Origin of the sequence: Nocardia flavorosea NBRC 108225 (assembly GCF_001613385.1) — a bacterium.
Taxonomy (GTDB): domain Bacteria; phylum Actinomycetota; class Actinomycetes; order Mycobacteriales; family Mycobacteriaceae; genus Nocardia; species Nocardia flavorosea.
Map to the genome: position 1 here is coordinate 203998 of NZ_BDCG01000022.1, position 16441 is coordinate 220438.

General features: G+C 66.8%; 12 protein-coding genes. 7 read left to right on the forward strand and 5 right to left on the reverse strand.

Annotation, left to right across the window (positions count from 1 at the left end):
* Window positions 1-4: 4 nt before the first annotated feature.
* Together larC and NFL01S_RS29115 are read right to left on the reverse strand one after the other, a co-directional pair.
* Window positions 5-1237 (reverse strand): nickel pincer cofactor biosynthesis protein LarC, encoded by a 1233-nt coding sequence (gene larC / locus NFL01S_RS29110; RefSeq protein WP_062979495.1) that lies wholly within the window; start codon window positions 1235-1237, stop codon window positions 5-7.
* Entirely contained in the window at window positions 1234-1740 is a 507-nt protein-coding gene (locus NFL01S_RS29115; protein WP_062979496.1) for a gluconokinase, read from the reverse strand. Before NFL01S_RS29115 ends, larC begins: the two co-directional genes overlap by 4 nt.
* Before the next feature lie 319 nt (window positions 1741-2059).
* Here NFL01S_RS29115 and NFL01S_RS29120 point away from each other — a divergent pair, with 319 nt between their 5' ends.
* The 3 genes from NFL01S_RS29120 to uidA all read left to right on the forward strand — a co-directional run bounded on the left by NFL01S_RS29120 (window position 2060) and on the right by uidA (window position 7971).
* The gene (locus tag NFL01S_RS29120) at window positions 2060-4633 is read left to right on the forward strand and encodes a hypothetical protein (RefSeq protein ID WP_062979497.1); all 2574 of its coding nucleotides are present in this window, start codon (window positions 2060-2062) and stop codon (window positions 4631-4633) included.
* A gap of 122 nt (window positions 4634-4755) precedes the next feature.
* Window positions 4756-6114, forward strand: coding sequence for an FAD-binding oxidoreductase (locus NFL01S_RS29125; RefSeq protein WP_062979498.1), 1359 nt, complete (start codon window positions 4756-4758; stop codon window positions 6112-6114).
* A gap of 54 nt (window positions 6115-6168) precedes the next feature.
* On the forward strand, window positions 6169-7971 hold the full coding sequence (gene uidA / locus NFL01S_RS29130) for a beta-glucuronidase (RefSeq protein WP_062979499.1): 1803 nt from the start codon (window positions 6169-6171) through the stop codon (window positions 7969-7971).
* A gap of 128 nt (window positions 7972-8099) precedes the next feature.
* Here the strand turns inward: uidA and NFL01S_RS29135 are convergent, their stop codons facing one another.
* Both NFL01S_RS29135 and NFL01S_RS29140 read right to left on the reverse strand, forming a co-directional pair.
* Window positions 8100-8729 carry a hypothetical protein gene (locus tag NFL01S_RS29135; RefSeq protein WP_062979500.1) on the reverse strand — a complete coding sequence of 210 codons (630 nt, stop codon included), beginning with the start codon at window positions 8727-8729 and terminating at the stop codon, window positions 8100-8102.
* A complete protein-coding gene (locus NFL01S_RS29140; RefSeq protein ID WP_062979501.1) occupies window positions 8707-9717 on the reverse strand; it encodes a D-2-hydroxyacid dehydrogenase in 1011 nt (336 codons plus the stop codon). Before NFL01S_RS29140 ends, NFL01S_RS29135 begins: the two co-directional genes overlap by 23 nt.
* 467 nt (window positions 9718-10184) lie before the next feature.
* Here NFL01S_RS29140 and NFL01S_RS29145 point away from each other — a divergent pair, with 467 nt between their 5' ends.
* Genes NFL01S_RS29145 through NFL01S_RS29160 form a run of 4 tightly spaced genes read left to right on the forward strand, consistent with a single transcriptional unit; the run spans window position 10185 to window position 15336 of the window.
* Window positions 10185-11735, forward strand: coding sequence for an ABC transporter substrate-binding protein (locus NFL01S_RS29145; RefSeq protein ID WP_062979502.1), 1551 nt, complete (start codon window positions 10185-10187; stop codon window positions 11733-11735).
* A 6-nt stretch (window positions 11736-11741) separates the two neighbouring features.
* Entirely contained in the window at window positions 11742-12683 is a 942-nt protein-coding gene (locus NFL01S_RS29150; RefSeq protein ID WP_062979503.1) for an ABC transporter permease, read from the forward strand.
* The gene (locus NFL01S_RS29155; RefSeq protein WP_084493346.1) at window positions 12680-14482 is read left to right on the forward strand and encodes a dipeptide/oligopeptide/nickel ABC transporter permease/ATP-binding protein; all 1803 of its coding nucleotides are present in this window, start codon (window positions 12680-12682) and stop codon (window positions 14480-14482) included. The genes NFL01S_RS29150 and NFL01S_RS29155 overlap by 4 nt, the downstream gene beginning before the upstream one ends.
* 5 nt (window positions 14483-14487) lie before the next feature.
* On the forward strand, window positions 14488-15336 hold the full coding sequence (locus NFL01S_RS29160; protein WP_062979504.1) for an ATP-binding cassette domain-containing protein: 849 nt from the start codon (window positions 14488-14490) through the stop codon (window positions 15334-15336).
* 103 nt (window positions 15337-15439) lie between these two features.
* On the opposite strand, the gene NFL01S_RS29165 is transcribed toward NFL01S_RS29160, so the two are convergent.
* Window positions 15440-16378: an NAD(P)-dependent oxidoreductase gene (locus tag NFL01S_RS29165; RefSeq protein ID WP_280507942.1), complete on the reverse strand. Its 939-nt coding sequence runs from the start codon at window positions 16376-16378 to the stop codon at window positions 15440-15442.
* Window positions 16379-16441 lie beyond the last annotated feature (63 nt).

The window sequence follows — 16441 nt, forward strand, 5'->3', positions numbered from 1 at the left end:
GACGCTACGGCACGGATTCGTCCGGTAGCCGCTGCCCGGTCGCCAGTCCCTTCGACACCGCGGCCGCCACCGCCTCGTCCAGAACGACACGCACCGGCCGCCCGGTCGCCCGCGCCAGCTCCGCGACATCGTCGAATTCGGGCGTGGCCTGGATGATGCGGTCCAGGTCTAGCGCCACCTTGATCCGCACCCGGCCCCCCGTGATCTCGACCGGCCGCCAGGCCCGCGCGAGCGCGGTTTTCCCGACCACGAGCCGACGCAGGCCGATCGTGCTGGTCTCGGTCAGCAATACCGCCGACACCTGCTCCACGTGCTGGACGGCGACCAGGGCGTGAACTGTGTGGGCCGGCCGGCCCTTCTTCATGAGAATGGGCGTCAGCCAGGCGTCATCGGCTCCGGAGGACAGGAGCCGCTGCAGGACGGCCGGCCAGACCCGTGGATCGAGATCGTCGACATTGGCCTCCAAGACGACGTTCTCGGCGGCGGCTCCGGTCCCGTCGCTACCGATGGCTCCGGTGGCCTCGCTCGCACCGACCAGGACCCTGACGACGTTCGGGCGGTCGGGGAAATCTTTTGTCCCCGCGCCGATTCCGACCCGCTCCAGCCGCATCGACGGCAGGGCCGCGGACTCATCCGCCAAGGCGGTCACCCAGGCCACCCCGGTCGGTGTGGCCAACTCCCCGTCGCCGCCGGCGCGAACCCGTCGGCCGCTGGACATCGCCAGCACCGCGGGTACGGGCACAGGTATTGTGCCGTGCGCTGCCACCACGCTGCCCGAACCCAGCGAAAGCGGCCCCGCGGTCACCCGCTCGATACCGAGATAGTGCAGCGCCGCACAGGCACCGACGATATCGGCGATCGAATCGAGGGCGCCGACTTCGTGGAAATGCACCCGGTCGACCGGTACGCCGTGGATACCGGCCTCCGCCTCCGCGAGACGGCCGAACACTCGCAACGTGTCCGTGCGCACTGCCTCCGGTAAGGCTGCCGTCGTGAGCAGAGCCCGGATATCGGACCAATGCCGATGCGGTGGATCGTCCACGCGAACGACCGGATCCACTTTGCACGCGCGCATACCGCAGCGAACGACCTCAGAACATTCGATTCGCACCGATCCCGGCACGACCGCATCGATTGCCGCCTGGACCACCTGTGGTGGTACCCCCGCATCGACCAGTGCGCCCAGCAACATATCCCCGGCCACACCGGCGGAGACATCGAGCCATGCCGGCTTCATCGTGCACCCCCGAGATACGAGGTGAAGGCTTGTGCGGCGATATCGACGATCCGCTGCGGAGCCTCGGCCACCTCCAGCATCATTCCCTCCTCGTCCGCGGACAGCGGTTCCAGGTCGGCGAATTGCGAGTCCAGCAGCGACACCGGCATGAAATGGCCGGCGCGCGCCGATATCCGCCCGGCGATGACATCACGGCCCCCGTGCAGATGCAGGAACCAGATTCCGGCCGCGGCCCGCAGGACATCGCGATATCGCCGTTTCAGCGCCGAGCACGACACCACACCGCCGCCGGGATCGTGTGCGGACGTCCACTCGGCGACGGTCCGTAACCACGGCGTTCGATCCGCGTCGGTCAGTGGAATCCCGGCATCCATTTTCGCGATATTGGCCGGCGGGTGGAAAGTATCCGCCTCACCGTATTCCACCCCGAGGCGCTCGGCCAGCATCGTCCCGACCGTGGTCTTCCCGGAGCCCGCTACACCCATCACGACGATCACAGTCATTGCCCGTCCTCACCGCGCGGAGCCCGCGTCCCAGCAGGAGTGACGCAGTAGGTCCCGTGCGGGCCGAGAATCGCATATCCGGGGCGGCCCGCTCCAGCTCGCGGTGCCGGTGGTGGCAACTCATGACAATCGGTTGCCGCCACCGGTCGTCCCGAGTCAGGATCGAACCTCCTCCCGCGCCCGGCGCCGGACTCGACAGGACCGTGTCCGTATCGTCGCAGCAGACCCACCACGACCTCGCATGCACAGGAGTTACCGGCGCGAATCGCACGCTGGCGGGAAGCGAACGTATGAGCCGGGCAACCGCATAAGGAAACCGATGCCCGCTTCCGCAGCCGCCGTATCGATCGATGTTCCCACCGGACTCGGAGCTCCGGTGCCCTGGGCACTGGCGACGCTGACCGGAGATTTGAACCGCAGGGGCGTCCGTACCGATATCGGGAATTCCACCGCCTCGATCACCGGCGCGGTCATCCGTGTTCGTGTGGACCGAGCGCTGGGGCCGGACGAGTCCTTCCTGATCGAATCCGGTCCGGCACCGGCCGAGGTAGTAGTCCGCGCAGCCGAAGCGCGCGGCGCAGCGTATGGCTTGTCCGAGCTCGCCGACCGGGTTCGGTACGGCGAGGATCCCGTCGAGGCGATCCGTTCGGCACGTTGTGCCCTGCGGTCACCCGCGGTACCCGTACGGAGTGTGCTGCGCTCGTTTTCGAGCGATGTGCTGGACCTGCCCTGGCTGCGCGACCACGATTTCTGGACCGAGTACCTCGACGAACTGGCCACCCAGCGAATCAATCGGCTGCACCTGGCCCTGGGAATGCAATACAACTTTTCCCACGACTCCGACGTGCGCGACAACTACCTGTGCTTCGCGTACCCATTTCTCCTCGAGGTGCCGGGCTGGGAGAACGTCCGTGTCACCGGCGTTTCCGACGCGAACCGGGCGGCCAATCTCGCGGCCCTGCGGTTCGCCGGTGACGAGGCCGCGCGCCGGGGGATTCATTTCCAGCTCGGCCTGTGGAATCATGCCGTTCGCCCGGAGCTCGGGGAAAGCCCGAACCTGCGCTACCGCATCACGGGACTGGCCGACCGGGATATCGCCGAGTACAGCGCGGCGGCGTTGCGCCTGCTGTTGCGGGAATGCCCGGCGATCGCCGGGCTGACATTGCGCGTGCACTACGAGGGCGGTGTCGCCGAAACGGAGCGCAGCACGTTCTGGCGCACTGTCCTGGGCGGTGTGCGCGATACCGGCCGGCCGCTGGAGATCGATCTGCACGCGAAGGGCGTCGACGGGGAACTGCTCACGACTGCCGCCGGCACCGGCGGCCGGGTCGTCATCTCGGCCAAATACTGGGCTGAGCACCAGGGGCTGCCCTATCACCAGGCGGCGATACGCCCGATGGAGTTCATCCGGCGCGGTGACGGTGACGGTTTACGCGGTGTCACCCAGAACGCCCGACGGTTCACCCGCTACGGATATGCCGATTTCCTGCGCCGGGATCGACAGTTCGACCTGCTCTTCCGGATCTGGCCGGGCTCCCAGCGGTTCCTGCTGTGGGCGGACCCGCAGATCTTCGCCGGCTACGGCCGGATGAGCTCACTCGGCGGTGCGGTGGGCGCCGAATTGTGCGAACCACTGACCTTCCGCGGCCGCAAGGACACCGGGCGTGCGGGTATGCCCCGCGATCTCTACGCCGATCCCGCGCTGTCGCTCGGCCGCGCCGATTGGCGGAAGTACTCCTACCAGTACCGCCTGTGGGGCCGGTTGCTGTTCGATCCGGACGCCGACCGCGAGTCCTGGCTCCGCTACCTGGGGGATAGGTTCGGTACCGCGGCTGAACTCGTCGAGCGCGCGCTGGGCGCGGCGGGAAAGGTGCTGCCGCTGGTGACGATCGCCGTCCCGGCCAGCGCATCCAACAACTTCTTCTGGCCTGAGGTGTTCACCGACCATCCCATCGCCGGACAGGAGCGCCGGTCGATCTACGCGTGGGATCTACTTCCCCCACGCACCTGGGGCACGATCAGCCCGCTCGATCCCGCGCTGTTCGAGAGCGCAGACGATTACGCGCGGGGCCTGATCGACGGTCGGCCGAGCGGCCGGCATACGCCGGTCCAGGTGGCGTCCTGGCTGGAACATTTCGCCGACGTTGCGGAAGCCGCGATCGGCGAGGCCCGGGAAAGTACCCCCGATCGCCACGGGGCGGAGTTCCGGCGTATCGAAGTGGACGTACGGGCACAGGCGTTACTCGGCAGGTTCTTCGCCGGCAAGATACGGGCCGGTGTGGGATACGCGCTGTTCCGGCTCACCGGCGACACCCGGCATCTGCGGGAAGGTATCGACCGGTACCACGACGGCCGCGCCGCGCTGACCGAGCTCATCGCGCTGACCCGCGAGGTATACGTCACGGATCTGGCATTCGGCAGGCGGCCGGGAGAACACGGCCATTGGACCGACCGCCTGCCCGCAATCGACGCGGATATCGCCGACCTCCTCGACGAACTCGCGGCGGCGGAAGCAGCGAACCGGCCGATCCTCGCCCTGGTACCGCCGGACCAGCGCTCGGCACCGGTCACGCAGATCCGCTGCACTCCGCCGGACAATTTCGTACCCGGTGAGCGGCTGACCCTGCGGGCGCACGCACCCGCGGGCGTGGAGGTGACCGTGCACGCTCGGCACCTCGATCAATCCGAGCACTACCTGGAAATGCCCATGACACGCGAGGACGAGGCCGGATTCACGGCCACGCTCCCCGCGGAGTACACCGACAGTCCCTATGCCATCCAGTTCTTCCTCCTCGCACGGGACCGGACCGCCCGAACGGCCTGGATCGTGCCCGGCCTCGACGAATCCCTGGCGAATCAACCTTATTTCGTCATCCCGGCCGAAACCGCGTAGCGGGGTGGGCGCCTGGGCAGGCAACTGACCGCAACCGATTGCGGCCGCCCGCACCGGGCTGTTTCGTTGGGAAGAACCACTTCGAATCGGCGGCAGGGCTCCGCCAGTGAAGGAAACGCGTTGTGAACATCGACGACCTCCGTACCCGGCTGCCCGCGGGCGCGGTCGTGAACGATCCGGATATCCTCGCCGGCTACCGGCAGGACCGGGCGCTCGATCCCGCCGCCGGAACCGCCCTCGCCCTTGTTCGGCCGACCGACACGGCGCACGTGGCCACGGCCCTGCGATGGGCCGGCGAGCACCGCGTTCCCGTGGTGCCGCGCGGCGCCGGGACCGGGCTCTCCGGTGGCGCCACCGCGCAGAACGGCGCGCTGCTACTGAGCACCGAACGTATGCGTGCGATCACGATCGACACCGTGACCCGCACGGCCGTGGTGCAGCCCGGCCTGCTCAACGCCGAAGTGAAACGGGCCGCCGCCGACCGGGGCCTGTGGTATCCACCGGACCCGTCGTCCTTCGAGATCTGCTCCATCGGTGGCAATGCCGCCACCAACGCCGGTGGGCTGTGCTGCGTGAAATACGGTGTGACCACCGACTACGTACTGGGCATGGAAGTGGTCTTGGCCGATGGCACCGTGGTACGGCTGGGCGGTCCGCGACTCAAGGACTCCGCCGGTCTCTCGCTGACCAAACTGTTCGTCGGCAGCGAAGGGACGCTCGGGGTCATCACCGAGCTCACGCTGCGTCTGCTGCCCCCGCAACCCCCGCAGTCCACGGTCGTGGCCACCTTCCGGACCCTGCCCGCCGCCACCGCCGCCATTCTCGCCATCACCGGCGCCCTACGGCCCTCCATGCTGGAGTTCATGGACGCAGTCGCGATCAACGCCGTCGAGGACGAGCTGCGGATGGGACTGGACCGTGACGCGGCCGGTCTCCTGATCGCCCGCTCCGACGCGCCTGGCGATCACGCCGGGCGCGAGGCCGACCGGATGCTCACCGCCTGCGAAAACGCGGGAGCCACCGAGGCCTTCCGCACCGATGATCCGGACGAGGGCGAAGCATTCTGCGCGGCCCGTCGATTCGCCATCCCCGCGGTGGAACGAAAAGGTCCGCTGCTGCTCGAGGACGTGGGTGTGCCACTACCGCGGCTGGGCGAGCTGATCACCGGAATCGCCGAGATCGCCGAACGCCGCAAGGTTGTCGTCTCGGTCATCGCCCATGCCGGCGACGGCAACACCCATCCGCTCATCGTGCACGATCCGGACGATGCCGACGAAACGGCGCGCGCTCACGAGGCATTCGGCGAGATCATGGACCTGGCCGTCGCCTTGGGCGGCACCATCACCGGCGAACACGGAGTGGGACGGCTGAAGAAGGCCTGGCTGCCCGGCCAGGTCGGCCCCGAAGTCATGGACGTGACCCGGCGTATCAAGGCGGCTCTCGATCCGCACGGCATCCTCAACCCAGGTGTGGTGCTGTAGCCCGTTCCAGCGCACCGATACCGCGACGACCCGACACCCCCGAGGAGAATTCCCATGCTCAAACCCACGGCCACAGCTACTCGTGAGCTGGTATCACTGGACGGGCTCTGGCGTTTCGCCGTCGGTACAGCGGCCGGTGACCAGCCCTGGCTGGGTCCATTCGACGGCACGCTGGAAGCCGCTGTCCCGGCAAGCTACAACGACCTGTTCGTCGATCCCGCCATCCGTGACCACGTCGGCTGGGTGTGGTACCAGCGCACCGTCCGCGTGCCGCGCGGCTGGGCCGGCGAGCGGATCCTCGTCCGGGTCGATGCTGCGACTCATGCCGGGAAGGTCTACGCCGATGACCGGCTGGTCGCCGAGCATTCGGGCGGGTACACCCCCTTCGAGGCCGATATCACCGACGTAGTTGCCGCGGGTGACGAGTTCCGGCTCACCATCGGTGTGAGCAACGAGCTCACGAATACAACGATTCCGCCGGGCACCATCACGGTCACGCCGGACGGGCGCCGTCAGCAGAAGTACCTGCACGACTTCTACAATTATTCCGGGCTGGCCCGCTCGGTATGGCTGTACAGTGTTCCGCCGGTCCGGGTTTCGGATATCGCCGTGGTCACCGATGTGGACGGCCGCACCGGTGTCATCGACTACACCGTCACCACGACTGCCCCCGCATCCGTCCGAGTGTCCCTGCGGGATGCCGCCGGTGACGAAGTGGCCGCCGGCCCGGGGGAGCGCGGATCACTACGTGTTCCCCAAGTCACCCTGTGGCAGCCGGGGCGGGCGTATCTGTATGAACTCGTGGTCGAGATCCACGACGGTGACACCGTGCTCGACCAGTATCGGATGCCGGTCGGCGTACGCACCGTCGAAGTACGCGGCACCCAGTTCCTGATCAACGGACAACCCTTCTACTTCACCGGGTTCGGCAAGCACGAGGATACGGCCGTCCGCGGAAAGGGCCATGACAACGCCTACCTCGTCCACGATTTCCAGCTGATGGACTGGATCGGCGCGAATTCGTTCCGGACCTCGCACTACCCGTACGCGGAGGAGGTGATGGATTTCGCCGACCGGCACGGAATCGTCGTCATCGACGAAACGGCGGCCGTCGGGCTCAACCTCTTCATCGAAGGCGGGATCGGCCGCGGCGACAAACGCCCCACGTTCTCGCCCGAGACGATGAACGACGAGACGAGAAACGCGCATGCTCAGGCGTTGCGGGAACTCATCGCCCGCGACAAGAACCACCCCAGCGTGGTGATGTGGTGTGTATCCAACGAGCCGTCGTCGATCGAGGAGGGCGCCCGCGAGTATTTCGCGCCGCTCGTCGCGCTCACCAGGGAACTCGACCCCACGCGACCGGTGACCTACGCCAGCTTCATGTTCGCCACCCCCGGCAACGACCGGATCGCCGATCTCTTCGATGTTCTCGGTCTCAACCGTTACCACGGCTGGTACATGGCCAACGGCGACCTCGCCACCGCCGAAGCCGATCTCGAGGCCGAACTCACCGCCTGGGCGGCCGCGCACGGCAAACCGATCATCATGAGCGAGTACGGCGCCGACACCATGCCGGGTCTGCATTCGGTCTGGGACATTCCCTGGACGGAGGAATACCAGACCGCCTTCCTGGAAATGCATCATCGCGTCTTCGACCGCATCGAAGCGATGGTCGGTGAGCACGTCTGGAACTTCGCGGATTTCCGCACCTCGAACGGTATCCACCGCGTCGACGGCAACAAAAAGGGCGTGTTCACCCGCGATCGCCTGCCGAAGGCCGCCGCGCATATGCTGCGCCGCCGCTGGCGGCAGATCGGAAGCACCAAGCCACAGGCGCCGCGATCGCGTGCTTGATCCGAGGCGTGCGTTCGGCGGTGGCCTGCCCGGCCGGGCCACCGCCGAAGCCCCGGCTGTCGACTACGCCGAAGGGCTTCCGCCGGAGCAGTACCGCCGGACGCTTGTGGCCGATCGGCCGGGCAGGATCACGGCACCGGGACGAGATCGCGCTGTTCGGATCCGGGCACGCAGCTGTAGAACGACTCGACCGGGCTGTTCACGCCCGGCAATTCGACCGCGGCCAGCGCCTGCGCCTTGAACGCCTGCGCGGCCACGCTCGCACGGTGCAGCACCGGGCAGGCGGAACGGCCGAAATCCGCGGACGAGCCGGGCCCCCACCACCGCACTTCGTCGGCCAGATCGTGCGCGAGCACCCAGGACAGTCCCTCCTGCACCCGGGCGTCTGCTGCCCAGAGCTCGGCATCGAGTGCCAGCGCGTGCGGAACCAGTCCGCGCCGTTTCGCGGCCAGACCGGCCGCCAGGTCGACGACCCGGACTCCGAGGATGTCCAGCGGCCGCGATTCGGTGTGATCGGCGACGAGTACCACCACTTCCCATCCCGCTGCCACCCGGTCGAACAGCCAGCCGCCCGCGGCGCGGACGACTCCGGCCACCGCCGGAGCCAGCACGACCAGATGCGGACGTACCGGATGCCTTCGGATGCCGGTCACCGATCCGGCACCCGGACCGCGCGGCTCTCCGGCGGTGCGGGAGGCATCGAGGAGGTGTACCACTGCGGGTTCGTCCTGTGTTTCAGCGCCGCGGAGTGTAGACATCTCGCTCCGTCAGCGCGTTCAGCATCGGTTCGCCCGCGCGGTAACGGCGGAGGTTCTCGACGATCATATCGATCGAGCGTTGCGTCCGATCCGGTAAGCGCGGTGTCGAATGCGGAGTGATGACTACATTCGGCGCCTCCCACAGCGCGGATTCCGGCGGCAGCGGCTCGGGATCGGTGACATCCAGGCCCGCGCCGGCGATCTGCCCCGAGTGCAACGCTTCGACCAATGCCTCCTGATCGATGAGCTGGCCGCGTGCCATGTTGACGAGGAAAGCCGATGTCTTCATCCGGGCGAACTGCGCGGTGGAGAACATGTGGTGGGTCGCGTCCGTGAGCTGCGCCGCGAGCATGACGACATCCGCTGCGTCGAGTAGTCGATCCAGGCTGTCGCCTCGGGTGGCGGACAGCATGACGTCCACATCCGGCGCGGGTTCCGCCGCGCTGCGCCGGTAGACGATGACATTCATCCCGAATGCCTTGCCGAGGCGTGCCATCTCTTTCGCGGTATGGCCGAAGCCCACGATCCCGAGCGTCTTGCCGTAGAGCGCCAGTTGCTGTTCGGCGCCCGGGAAGCTCTGCCACCGATGCGCGGCCTGTTGTTCGAACAGTCGCCGGGCGTCGAAGGTGAGTGCAAGCGCGAAGTAGAAACCATGCTGGGCGAGTGCGGGCGCCGATCTGCCCGCTGAGCCGGTGACCACGAGGTTGCGGGCGAACAGTTCGGGCACCGCGGATCTGGTGAGACCGGAATGGTCGCAGTGCACCCAGCGCAGATGCGGAGCGTCGAGATGCCGTTTGTCGATATCTCCTACCAGGACCGCAACATCCGCATGTTCGAGTGTCGCGGCGATACCCGCCGCGTCGCCGGGGTGGAGGTGGGCGAACTCCGCCGGTGCGAACGCCTGCCGGAGCTGCTCGATCTCGTCCGGCGTGTACATGACGGTGGCGAGCACACTGTGCACCTCCCGGGGGCGACGGTCGTCGTTCATCAGTGCCCACTTCCTCGTGGTGATCGTCGGCTACGTCGGGTCACCGTCGCATAGGACCTCAGGGGCGTCAATCGGTTGCCAAGACTTGTCCAGTGGTATCGCCGCCCTCGGCATGAGCCCGGGAAACCGCGGGTCATCGCGGGTCGATACCCCGGCTGTCACCTGCCGGCCGGAAGCGGAGAGGAAGTGCCCTTCCCCCCGCAACACCGCATGCGCTCACCGGCAACCAGAAGGCAGCTCGCCGGCTCCCGCGCACAGGTCTCATCCACCGGTTCGAGAATGTAACTTCCTTAAATGGAGAAGATATGTGCAGATTCTGGCAATGCGCAGGTAGAAACCGGGTGACTGCGCACCCAACTGCCGGATTCGCAGCCATCGAGGACGGCGGCAACCCGCGGCAACCGCTTGTGGGTTCCGGCCGTGGACCCGCGTAATTGACACACATCACAGAACAAGGAAGTTCGTATATGTCTTGTCAATCGCCCCGCGCGCGCCGACCGCGCATACTGGCCGCACTGATCGCCGCGGTCATCTGGTCCGCGGTCGCCGCCTGCGGTTACGACCAAGCCACCGGACCGTCAGCGACCTCGGGCGAGACAACGCTCGCCTTCGCCGTCCAAGGTGCACCGAACTCCCTCGATCCCGCCCAGCTGATGGAAGGCCAGCAAGCGTATGTGTGGTCGGGGATCTACGACACCCTGTTGTATCTGGACAACGACGGTGAGCTACAGCCCAACGCGGCCGAGAGCTGGCAGGTCAGCGAGGACGCCCGCACCGTCACGCTGACTCTGCGCCCAGGTATGACTTTCAGTTCCGGCGCCCCGGTGAACGCGGCCGCGGTGAAGACGACCATGGAACGCACCAAGGCGACCGCCGGCCCGATGCAGAACTGGCTGGATATCGTCGAGACCGTCCGCACACCGGACGACCGGACAGTCGTCCTCGAACTCACCAGGCCCGACGCCGGTCTCCTGCCTGCCCTGGCGATGGGACCGGGTGTTATCGGTGACCCGGCGACCATGGCGGAATCTCGCACCGCGCTGAACCCGGTCGGGTCCGGGCCCTACACCCTCGATACCGCACAGACCGTACACGGCACGACGTACGTATTGAAACGGCGCGACGACTACTGGAATGCCGACGCCTACCCATTTTCCACAGTGAAGATCCGCGTGATACCAGACCGTACGGCTGCTCTCAACGCGTTGCAGGCGGGAGAACTCAATGCAGGCAGCGTCGAAGTCACACATCTGAGCCGGCTCGAGGCCAGTGGCTTCCAGGTGACGCCGGTCGAGGGCGCCTCGCTGGTCAGCGTGGTGATCGCCGACCGCAAGGGCGAACTCGTTCCCGCCCTGGCCGATCAGCGCGTGCGCGCCGCGATCAATATGGCCTTCGACCGTACGAAGATCGTCGAACAACTCAATCACGGTTCCGGTAAACCTACGGTCCAGACGTTCAGCCCGCAGGGACCGGCATACGATCCCGCGCTGGCGAACGAGTACCCCTTCGACGTAGAAGGTGCCAAAAGGCTGCTGGCCGAGGCCGGCTACCCCGACGGGTTCGCAGTGACCATGCCGGAGACAACCCATGCCAAGACTTTCGCACCGACCATCACTCAATCACTCGCGGCTATCGGCATCACCGTGAACTGGGAGCCGATACCCCAGCAGCAGGCACCCGCCGCCGTGGCATCCAAACGGTTTCCACTGGTACTCGCCATCGACGCCGCCGCCCCGTTCCCGCGCGAACTGCAAGGGTTCACCCCGGAGCACGCCCGTAACCCTTTCCACACCACCGAACCCGAGCTCACCGCGCTGATCGACCGGTTCAACCGGGAACTCGACCCGGTGCGCGCCGGCGAACTCGCCGCGGAGATCAACGCGTTCACCGTGCGCTACGCCTGGGATGCGCCGTTGCTGCACGTCACGATCAACTGGGTAACCAGCAAGGGCATCGAATACGTATCGCTCGGCGCGCGCGGGCTGAGCACCGTACGACAGTTCGATCTCGGGACGTGATCTGCCTTGGTCCTCTACGCGCTCCGGCGACTGGCTATCGGTTCGATACTGGCCGTGCTGGTCACCCTCATCACCTACGTGCTGCTGAGCGGTTCGTTCGACAGCATCGTGCACGGCATCGTCGGCCCGGCGGCGACTCCGGAGACAATCGCGGAACGCAAGTCGGATATGGGATTGGACCGCCCGGTGCTCGTCCAGTATGTGGACTGGCTGAGCCGGGCGGTCCGTGGTGATTTCGGCGTCTCCTACTTCACCAGCGAACCGGTCGGGCCGGCCGTCTCCACCCGCCTCGGCGTGACCTTGTCCATCGTGGTGGTCGCACTGATCATCACCGCCGTCGTCAGCGCCGCCCTCGGCGTCCTGGCGGCCACCCGCAGCGGCGCCATCGACCGTATGGCGCAGGGCGTGTCACTGACCGGGACGCTGCTGCCGAACCTGCTGCTGGCGATCATCCTCGTCTACGTCCTCGCCATCGAACTGAAACTACTGCCCGCCACCGGCTTCACGCATTTCCGCGAGGACCCGGCACGCTGGGCCGCCACCATCACGATCCCCGTGATCGTATTGGTAGTGAACGGGATAGCCAATCTCAGTGCGCAGGTACGCGGCGCGATGATCGACGAACTGCGCAAGGACTACATCCGCACGCTGCGAACTCGCGGGATCTCCACCCGGTCGGTGGTGCTGCGCCATGCCCTGCGCAATGCCGCCGGGCCCGCGCTGACAGTGCTCTCGCTGGAGTTCATCACCATGCTCGGCGGAGCGCTCATCATCGAAAACGTTTTTGCGATGCCCGGGTTCGGTTCCTATGCCTTCACCGCGGCCGTCCAGGGCGACGTGCCGGTCATCATGGGGATCACGCTGTTCGCCGTGATGCTGGTCGTGGGCATCAACCTGACCGTGGACCTCGTGAACGGCTGGCTCAACCCGAAGGCGAGAATTCATTGAACGCGGCACTTCCTCCTACCGGCGCGGCCACCACCGATGAGCCGGATGTTCGCACCGCAACGCTGCGCCGCCTGCTCCGCGACCCCCAGGCCGTCGCCACCGCCGGCCTCCTCCTCGTCCTGGTGGTACTGGGCCTGGCAGCCCCCGTCCTGGCCGGCCACGATCCGAACTTCGCTTCCCTGGACGCCATCAACGCCGATATCGGAACGCCGGGATTCCCGCTCGGCGGCGACCAGAACGGGCGCGATATCTTCGCTCGCCTCCTGCATTCGATCAACACCAGCGTGGTGTCGGCGCTCATCGGTACCGGTATCGCACTGGTGATCGGCGTCGGTTCCGGACTCGCCGGTGGCTACTTCGGTACCCGCACCCGCGTGGTCACCGAATGGGTGTTCAACCTGATCATGACCTTTCCCGGGCTTCTACTGCTGATTGTTCTCATGCCGGTGACCCACGGTGACTTCAGGTTCACCATGGCAATATTCGGCGTCCTGCTGTCGCCCGCGGTCTACCGCATCACCCGTAATCAGGTGCTGGGTGTCAAGAACGAACTGTTCGTCGATGCCGCGCGGGTATCCGGTCTCCCGGACCGGCGCATCCTGGCCCGGCACGTACTGTTCGTCGTGCGCGGACCGATCATCATCGCCACCGCCTTCCTCGCCGGATCCGCCATCGGAGTACAGGCCGGGCTGGCCTTCCTCGGCGTCGGTTCCAGTACGGTCCCGAGCTTCGGTGCCATGATCGCCGACGGGTTCATCAACCTGTATGTCGAGCCACTCCAATTCGTCTGGCCCAGCCTCGGTCTCGGGATAATGACAGCCTCTCTGGTGTTGTTCGGCAATGCCCTGCGCGACACACTCGAAGGGCCATGCCACAAACCTGCGAAAGCACCCGGCGCGACGCGCATACGCGCTCTTCCCTGCAGCGATTCACCCGATTCACCCGCATTGCTGACGGTCCAGGGTCTGACCATCGCCTACCCCTCACCGTCCGGGAACCTCCGGGAAGTGGTCAGCGATGTGTCATTTCATCTCGACGCGGGTGAGACCCTGGGGCTGGTGGGAGAATCCGGGTCCGGCAAGACCCAGACCGCATTCGCTGTGCTCGGTGTCCTTCCCCCAGAAGCGGTCGTCACCGCCGGTTCCATCACCCTCGACGGGTACGAACTACTCGGACGCGGCGAGAAGCAACTCCGCACCGTGCGCGGCCGGGATATCGCCTATGTACCGCAGGAACCGATGACCAACCTCGATCCGTCGGTCACCATAGGTTCGCAACTCGCCGAGGGAGTACGCGCCGCCACCCCCATGTCCCGCCGGGCGGCTCGGCAACGAGTCATCGCGCTACTCGGCCAAGTCGGCATCCAGGACCCCCGGCGGGTCTTCGCCTCCTACCCACACCAGATTTCCGGGGGGATGGCGCAGCGCGTTCTCATAGCCGGTGCGGTCGCCTCCCGGCCCCGGATACTCATCGCCGACGAACCGACCACCGCGCTCGATGTCACGGTCCAGGCCGAAATCCTGGACCTGCTCCGCGACCTGCAGCAGCAACTGGGCATGGCGGTACTTCTGGTAACCCACAACTTCGGCGTCGTGGCGGACTTGTGCGACCGCGTCGCGGTGATGCGCCGCGGCACTATCGTCGAATGCGGAGACACCGCGTCACTGTTCACCGAACCCCGGCACGAGTACACCCGCATGCTTCTCGATTCCATCCTGGACGGCAGCACGGCGCGCACCGATCCGCCCTCCGGCCGATATGCCGAGGTATCCGGCCCGACCACAATCGCTGCGGAGTGAGTGTTATGACCCCCCTGCTCGAAGTAACCGATCTGCGTGTCGAGTTCCCGGGCCGCGGATTCCGCCCGCGCCCGGTCGAGGTGCTACATGCGGTGTCGTTGACGGTCGCCGCCGGCGAAACCTTGGGCCTTGTAGGCGAATCCGGATCCGGAAAGACCACCATCGGGCGGGCGGTGCTCGGGTTGGTGCGCCCGAGTGGCGGAAGTATCCGGTTCGACGGCTCGGATATCACCTCGCTCGGCGGCGCTGCCCGGCGCGCGCTGGCCCGCGATCTGCAGGTGGTCTTCCAGGACCCCTACGGTTCCCTCAACCCTTCGCTGACGATCGGCGATATTCTCAGCGAGCCGCTGGTCGTCCAGGGCACCGGACCGGCCGCCGCCCGTGCCCGCATCGCCGAATTGCTGGATCAGGTCGGCCTACCGGCCGATTCGGCCGCGCGACTACCACGTGAATTCAGCGGTGGTCAGCGGCAACGTATCGCAATCGCGCGGGCGCTGGCCCCGGAACCGAAGCTCATCGTCTGCGACGAACCTGTCTCCGCACTCGATCTGTCGACACAGGCACGGGTACTGGACCTGTTGGTCGATATCCAGCGGAACACCGGGGTGGCCTACCTGTTCATCTCCCACGATCTCGCTGTCATCCGCCATATCAGCCACCGGGTCACCGTGCTCTACCGTGGCGATATCGTGGAAACCGGCGCGGGCGCCACCGTCACTGGCAATCCCACCCATCCGTACACGCAACGTCTGTTCTTGGCGGCTCCGGTCACCGACCCGGTCGAGCAGCGCCGCCGCCGTGAGGAGCGCCGGCGGCTTGCCGACATCGGTTCCGCCGACCGGAATCGGCACTGAACCGCCTGCTCACCGGTTCGTCGTACAGGGGCGGCGCACGATCACGGACCGATCGACGCCCGGCAGCCACGCCCACTGGACATGGTGGGCGTGGCGCTCGTGTTCAACAGGCATCGGGTGTCGGCTCGCCTCCGGAAAGCCTGGTGACGAGGTCGATCAGCGCGCCGTGATCCCGGCCACCGTATCCCTGGGCGACGAGAGCTCCCATGAGTTGCGCCATCACGGCGCCGAGTGGGATCGCCACCCCGGCGTCTCGTGCCGCGGATTGGACGATTCCGAGATCCTTGTGGTGCAGATCGACCCGGAAGCCGGGGTCGAACCGGCGCTCGGCCATGGCCCGCGCTTTGCGGTCGAGGATCCGATTGCCCGCCAGCCCCCCGGCCAGGACCCGAATCGCTCCCTCGGTGTCGACCTGGTGGGCCCGCAGAAAGACCAGCGCCTCCGCGACCAGTTCGATCGTCCCGGCCACGATCAACTGATTCGCCGCTTTGACGGTCTGGCCCGCGCCCGCGGCGCCCACGTGCACGACGGTGGTGCCCATGGCATCCAGCACCGGCTTCGCAGTGGCGAAGTCCGCGTCTGCTCCGCCGGCCATGATCGACAAGGTTCCGTCGACCGCCCCTTGTTCTCCGCCGGATACGGGCGCGTCCACCGCCCGCATCCGGGCAGCGATCTCACGCGACACGTCGGGCCGGATGGTGCTGCAGTCGATCAGCAGCGTTTCGGGTGCCGCATGGGCGAGGACACCCCCGGCGCCGAGCACCACCTCGCGGACATCGGGTGAGTCCGGCAACATCGTGACGACCACCTCGGCATCACGCACTGCTCCGGCGAGGGAGTCCGCGGCCTTTCCACCTGCCGCGACGACACGATCCAGCTTGTCACGGCTCCGGTTGTATCCGGTGACTTCGAAACCGGCCTCCACCAGATTCACCGCCATCGGACCACCCATGATCCCCAAACCCACGAACCCGATCTTCGTCATCGAGATGCTCTCCCAACTCCACGGTGCCGAACGACGACCGCGTACGGCTCGGTCCACGATTCGGCCATCACCGAAAACGCCTGTTCCACCGAATCAACCCGGCCCGGCAGACCGCAATCT

Bases quoted from the DNA above. Each gene is read 5' to 3' on its own strand.
- larC (WP_062979495.1), bottom strand. From the start codon at position 1,237: ATGAAGCCGGCATGGCTCGATGTCTCCGCCGGTGTGGCCGGGGATATG.
- NFL01S_RS29115 (WP_062979496.1), bottom strand. From the start codon at position 1,740: ATGACTGTGATCGTCGTGATGGGTGTAGCGGGCTCCGGGAAGACCACG.
- NFL01S_RS29120 (WP_062979497.1), top strand. From the start codon at position 2,060: ATGCCCGCTTCCGCAGCCGCCGTATCGATCGATGTTCCCACCGGACTC.
- uidA (WP_062979499.1), top strand. From the start codon at position 6,169: ATGCTCAAACCCACGGCCACAGCTACTCGTGAGCTGGTATCACTGGAC.
- NFL01S_RS29135 (WP_062979500.1), bottom strand. From the start codon at position 8,729: ATGTCTACACTCCGCGGCGCTGAAACACAGGACGAACCCGCAGTGGTA.
- NFL01S_RS29140 (WP_062979501.1), bottom strand. From the start codon at position 9,717: ATGAACGACGACCGTCGCCCCCGGGAGGTGCACAGTGTGCTCGCCACC.
- NFL01S_RS29145 (WP_062979502.1), top strand. From the start codon at position 10,185: ATGTCTTGTCAATCGCCCCGCGCGCGCCGACCGCGCATACTGGCCGCA.
- NFL01S_RS29160 (WP_062979504.1), top strand. From the start codon at position 14,488: ATGACCCCCCTGCTCGAAGTAACCGATCTGCGTGTCGAGTTCCCGGGC.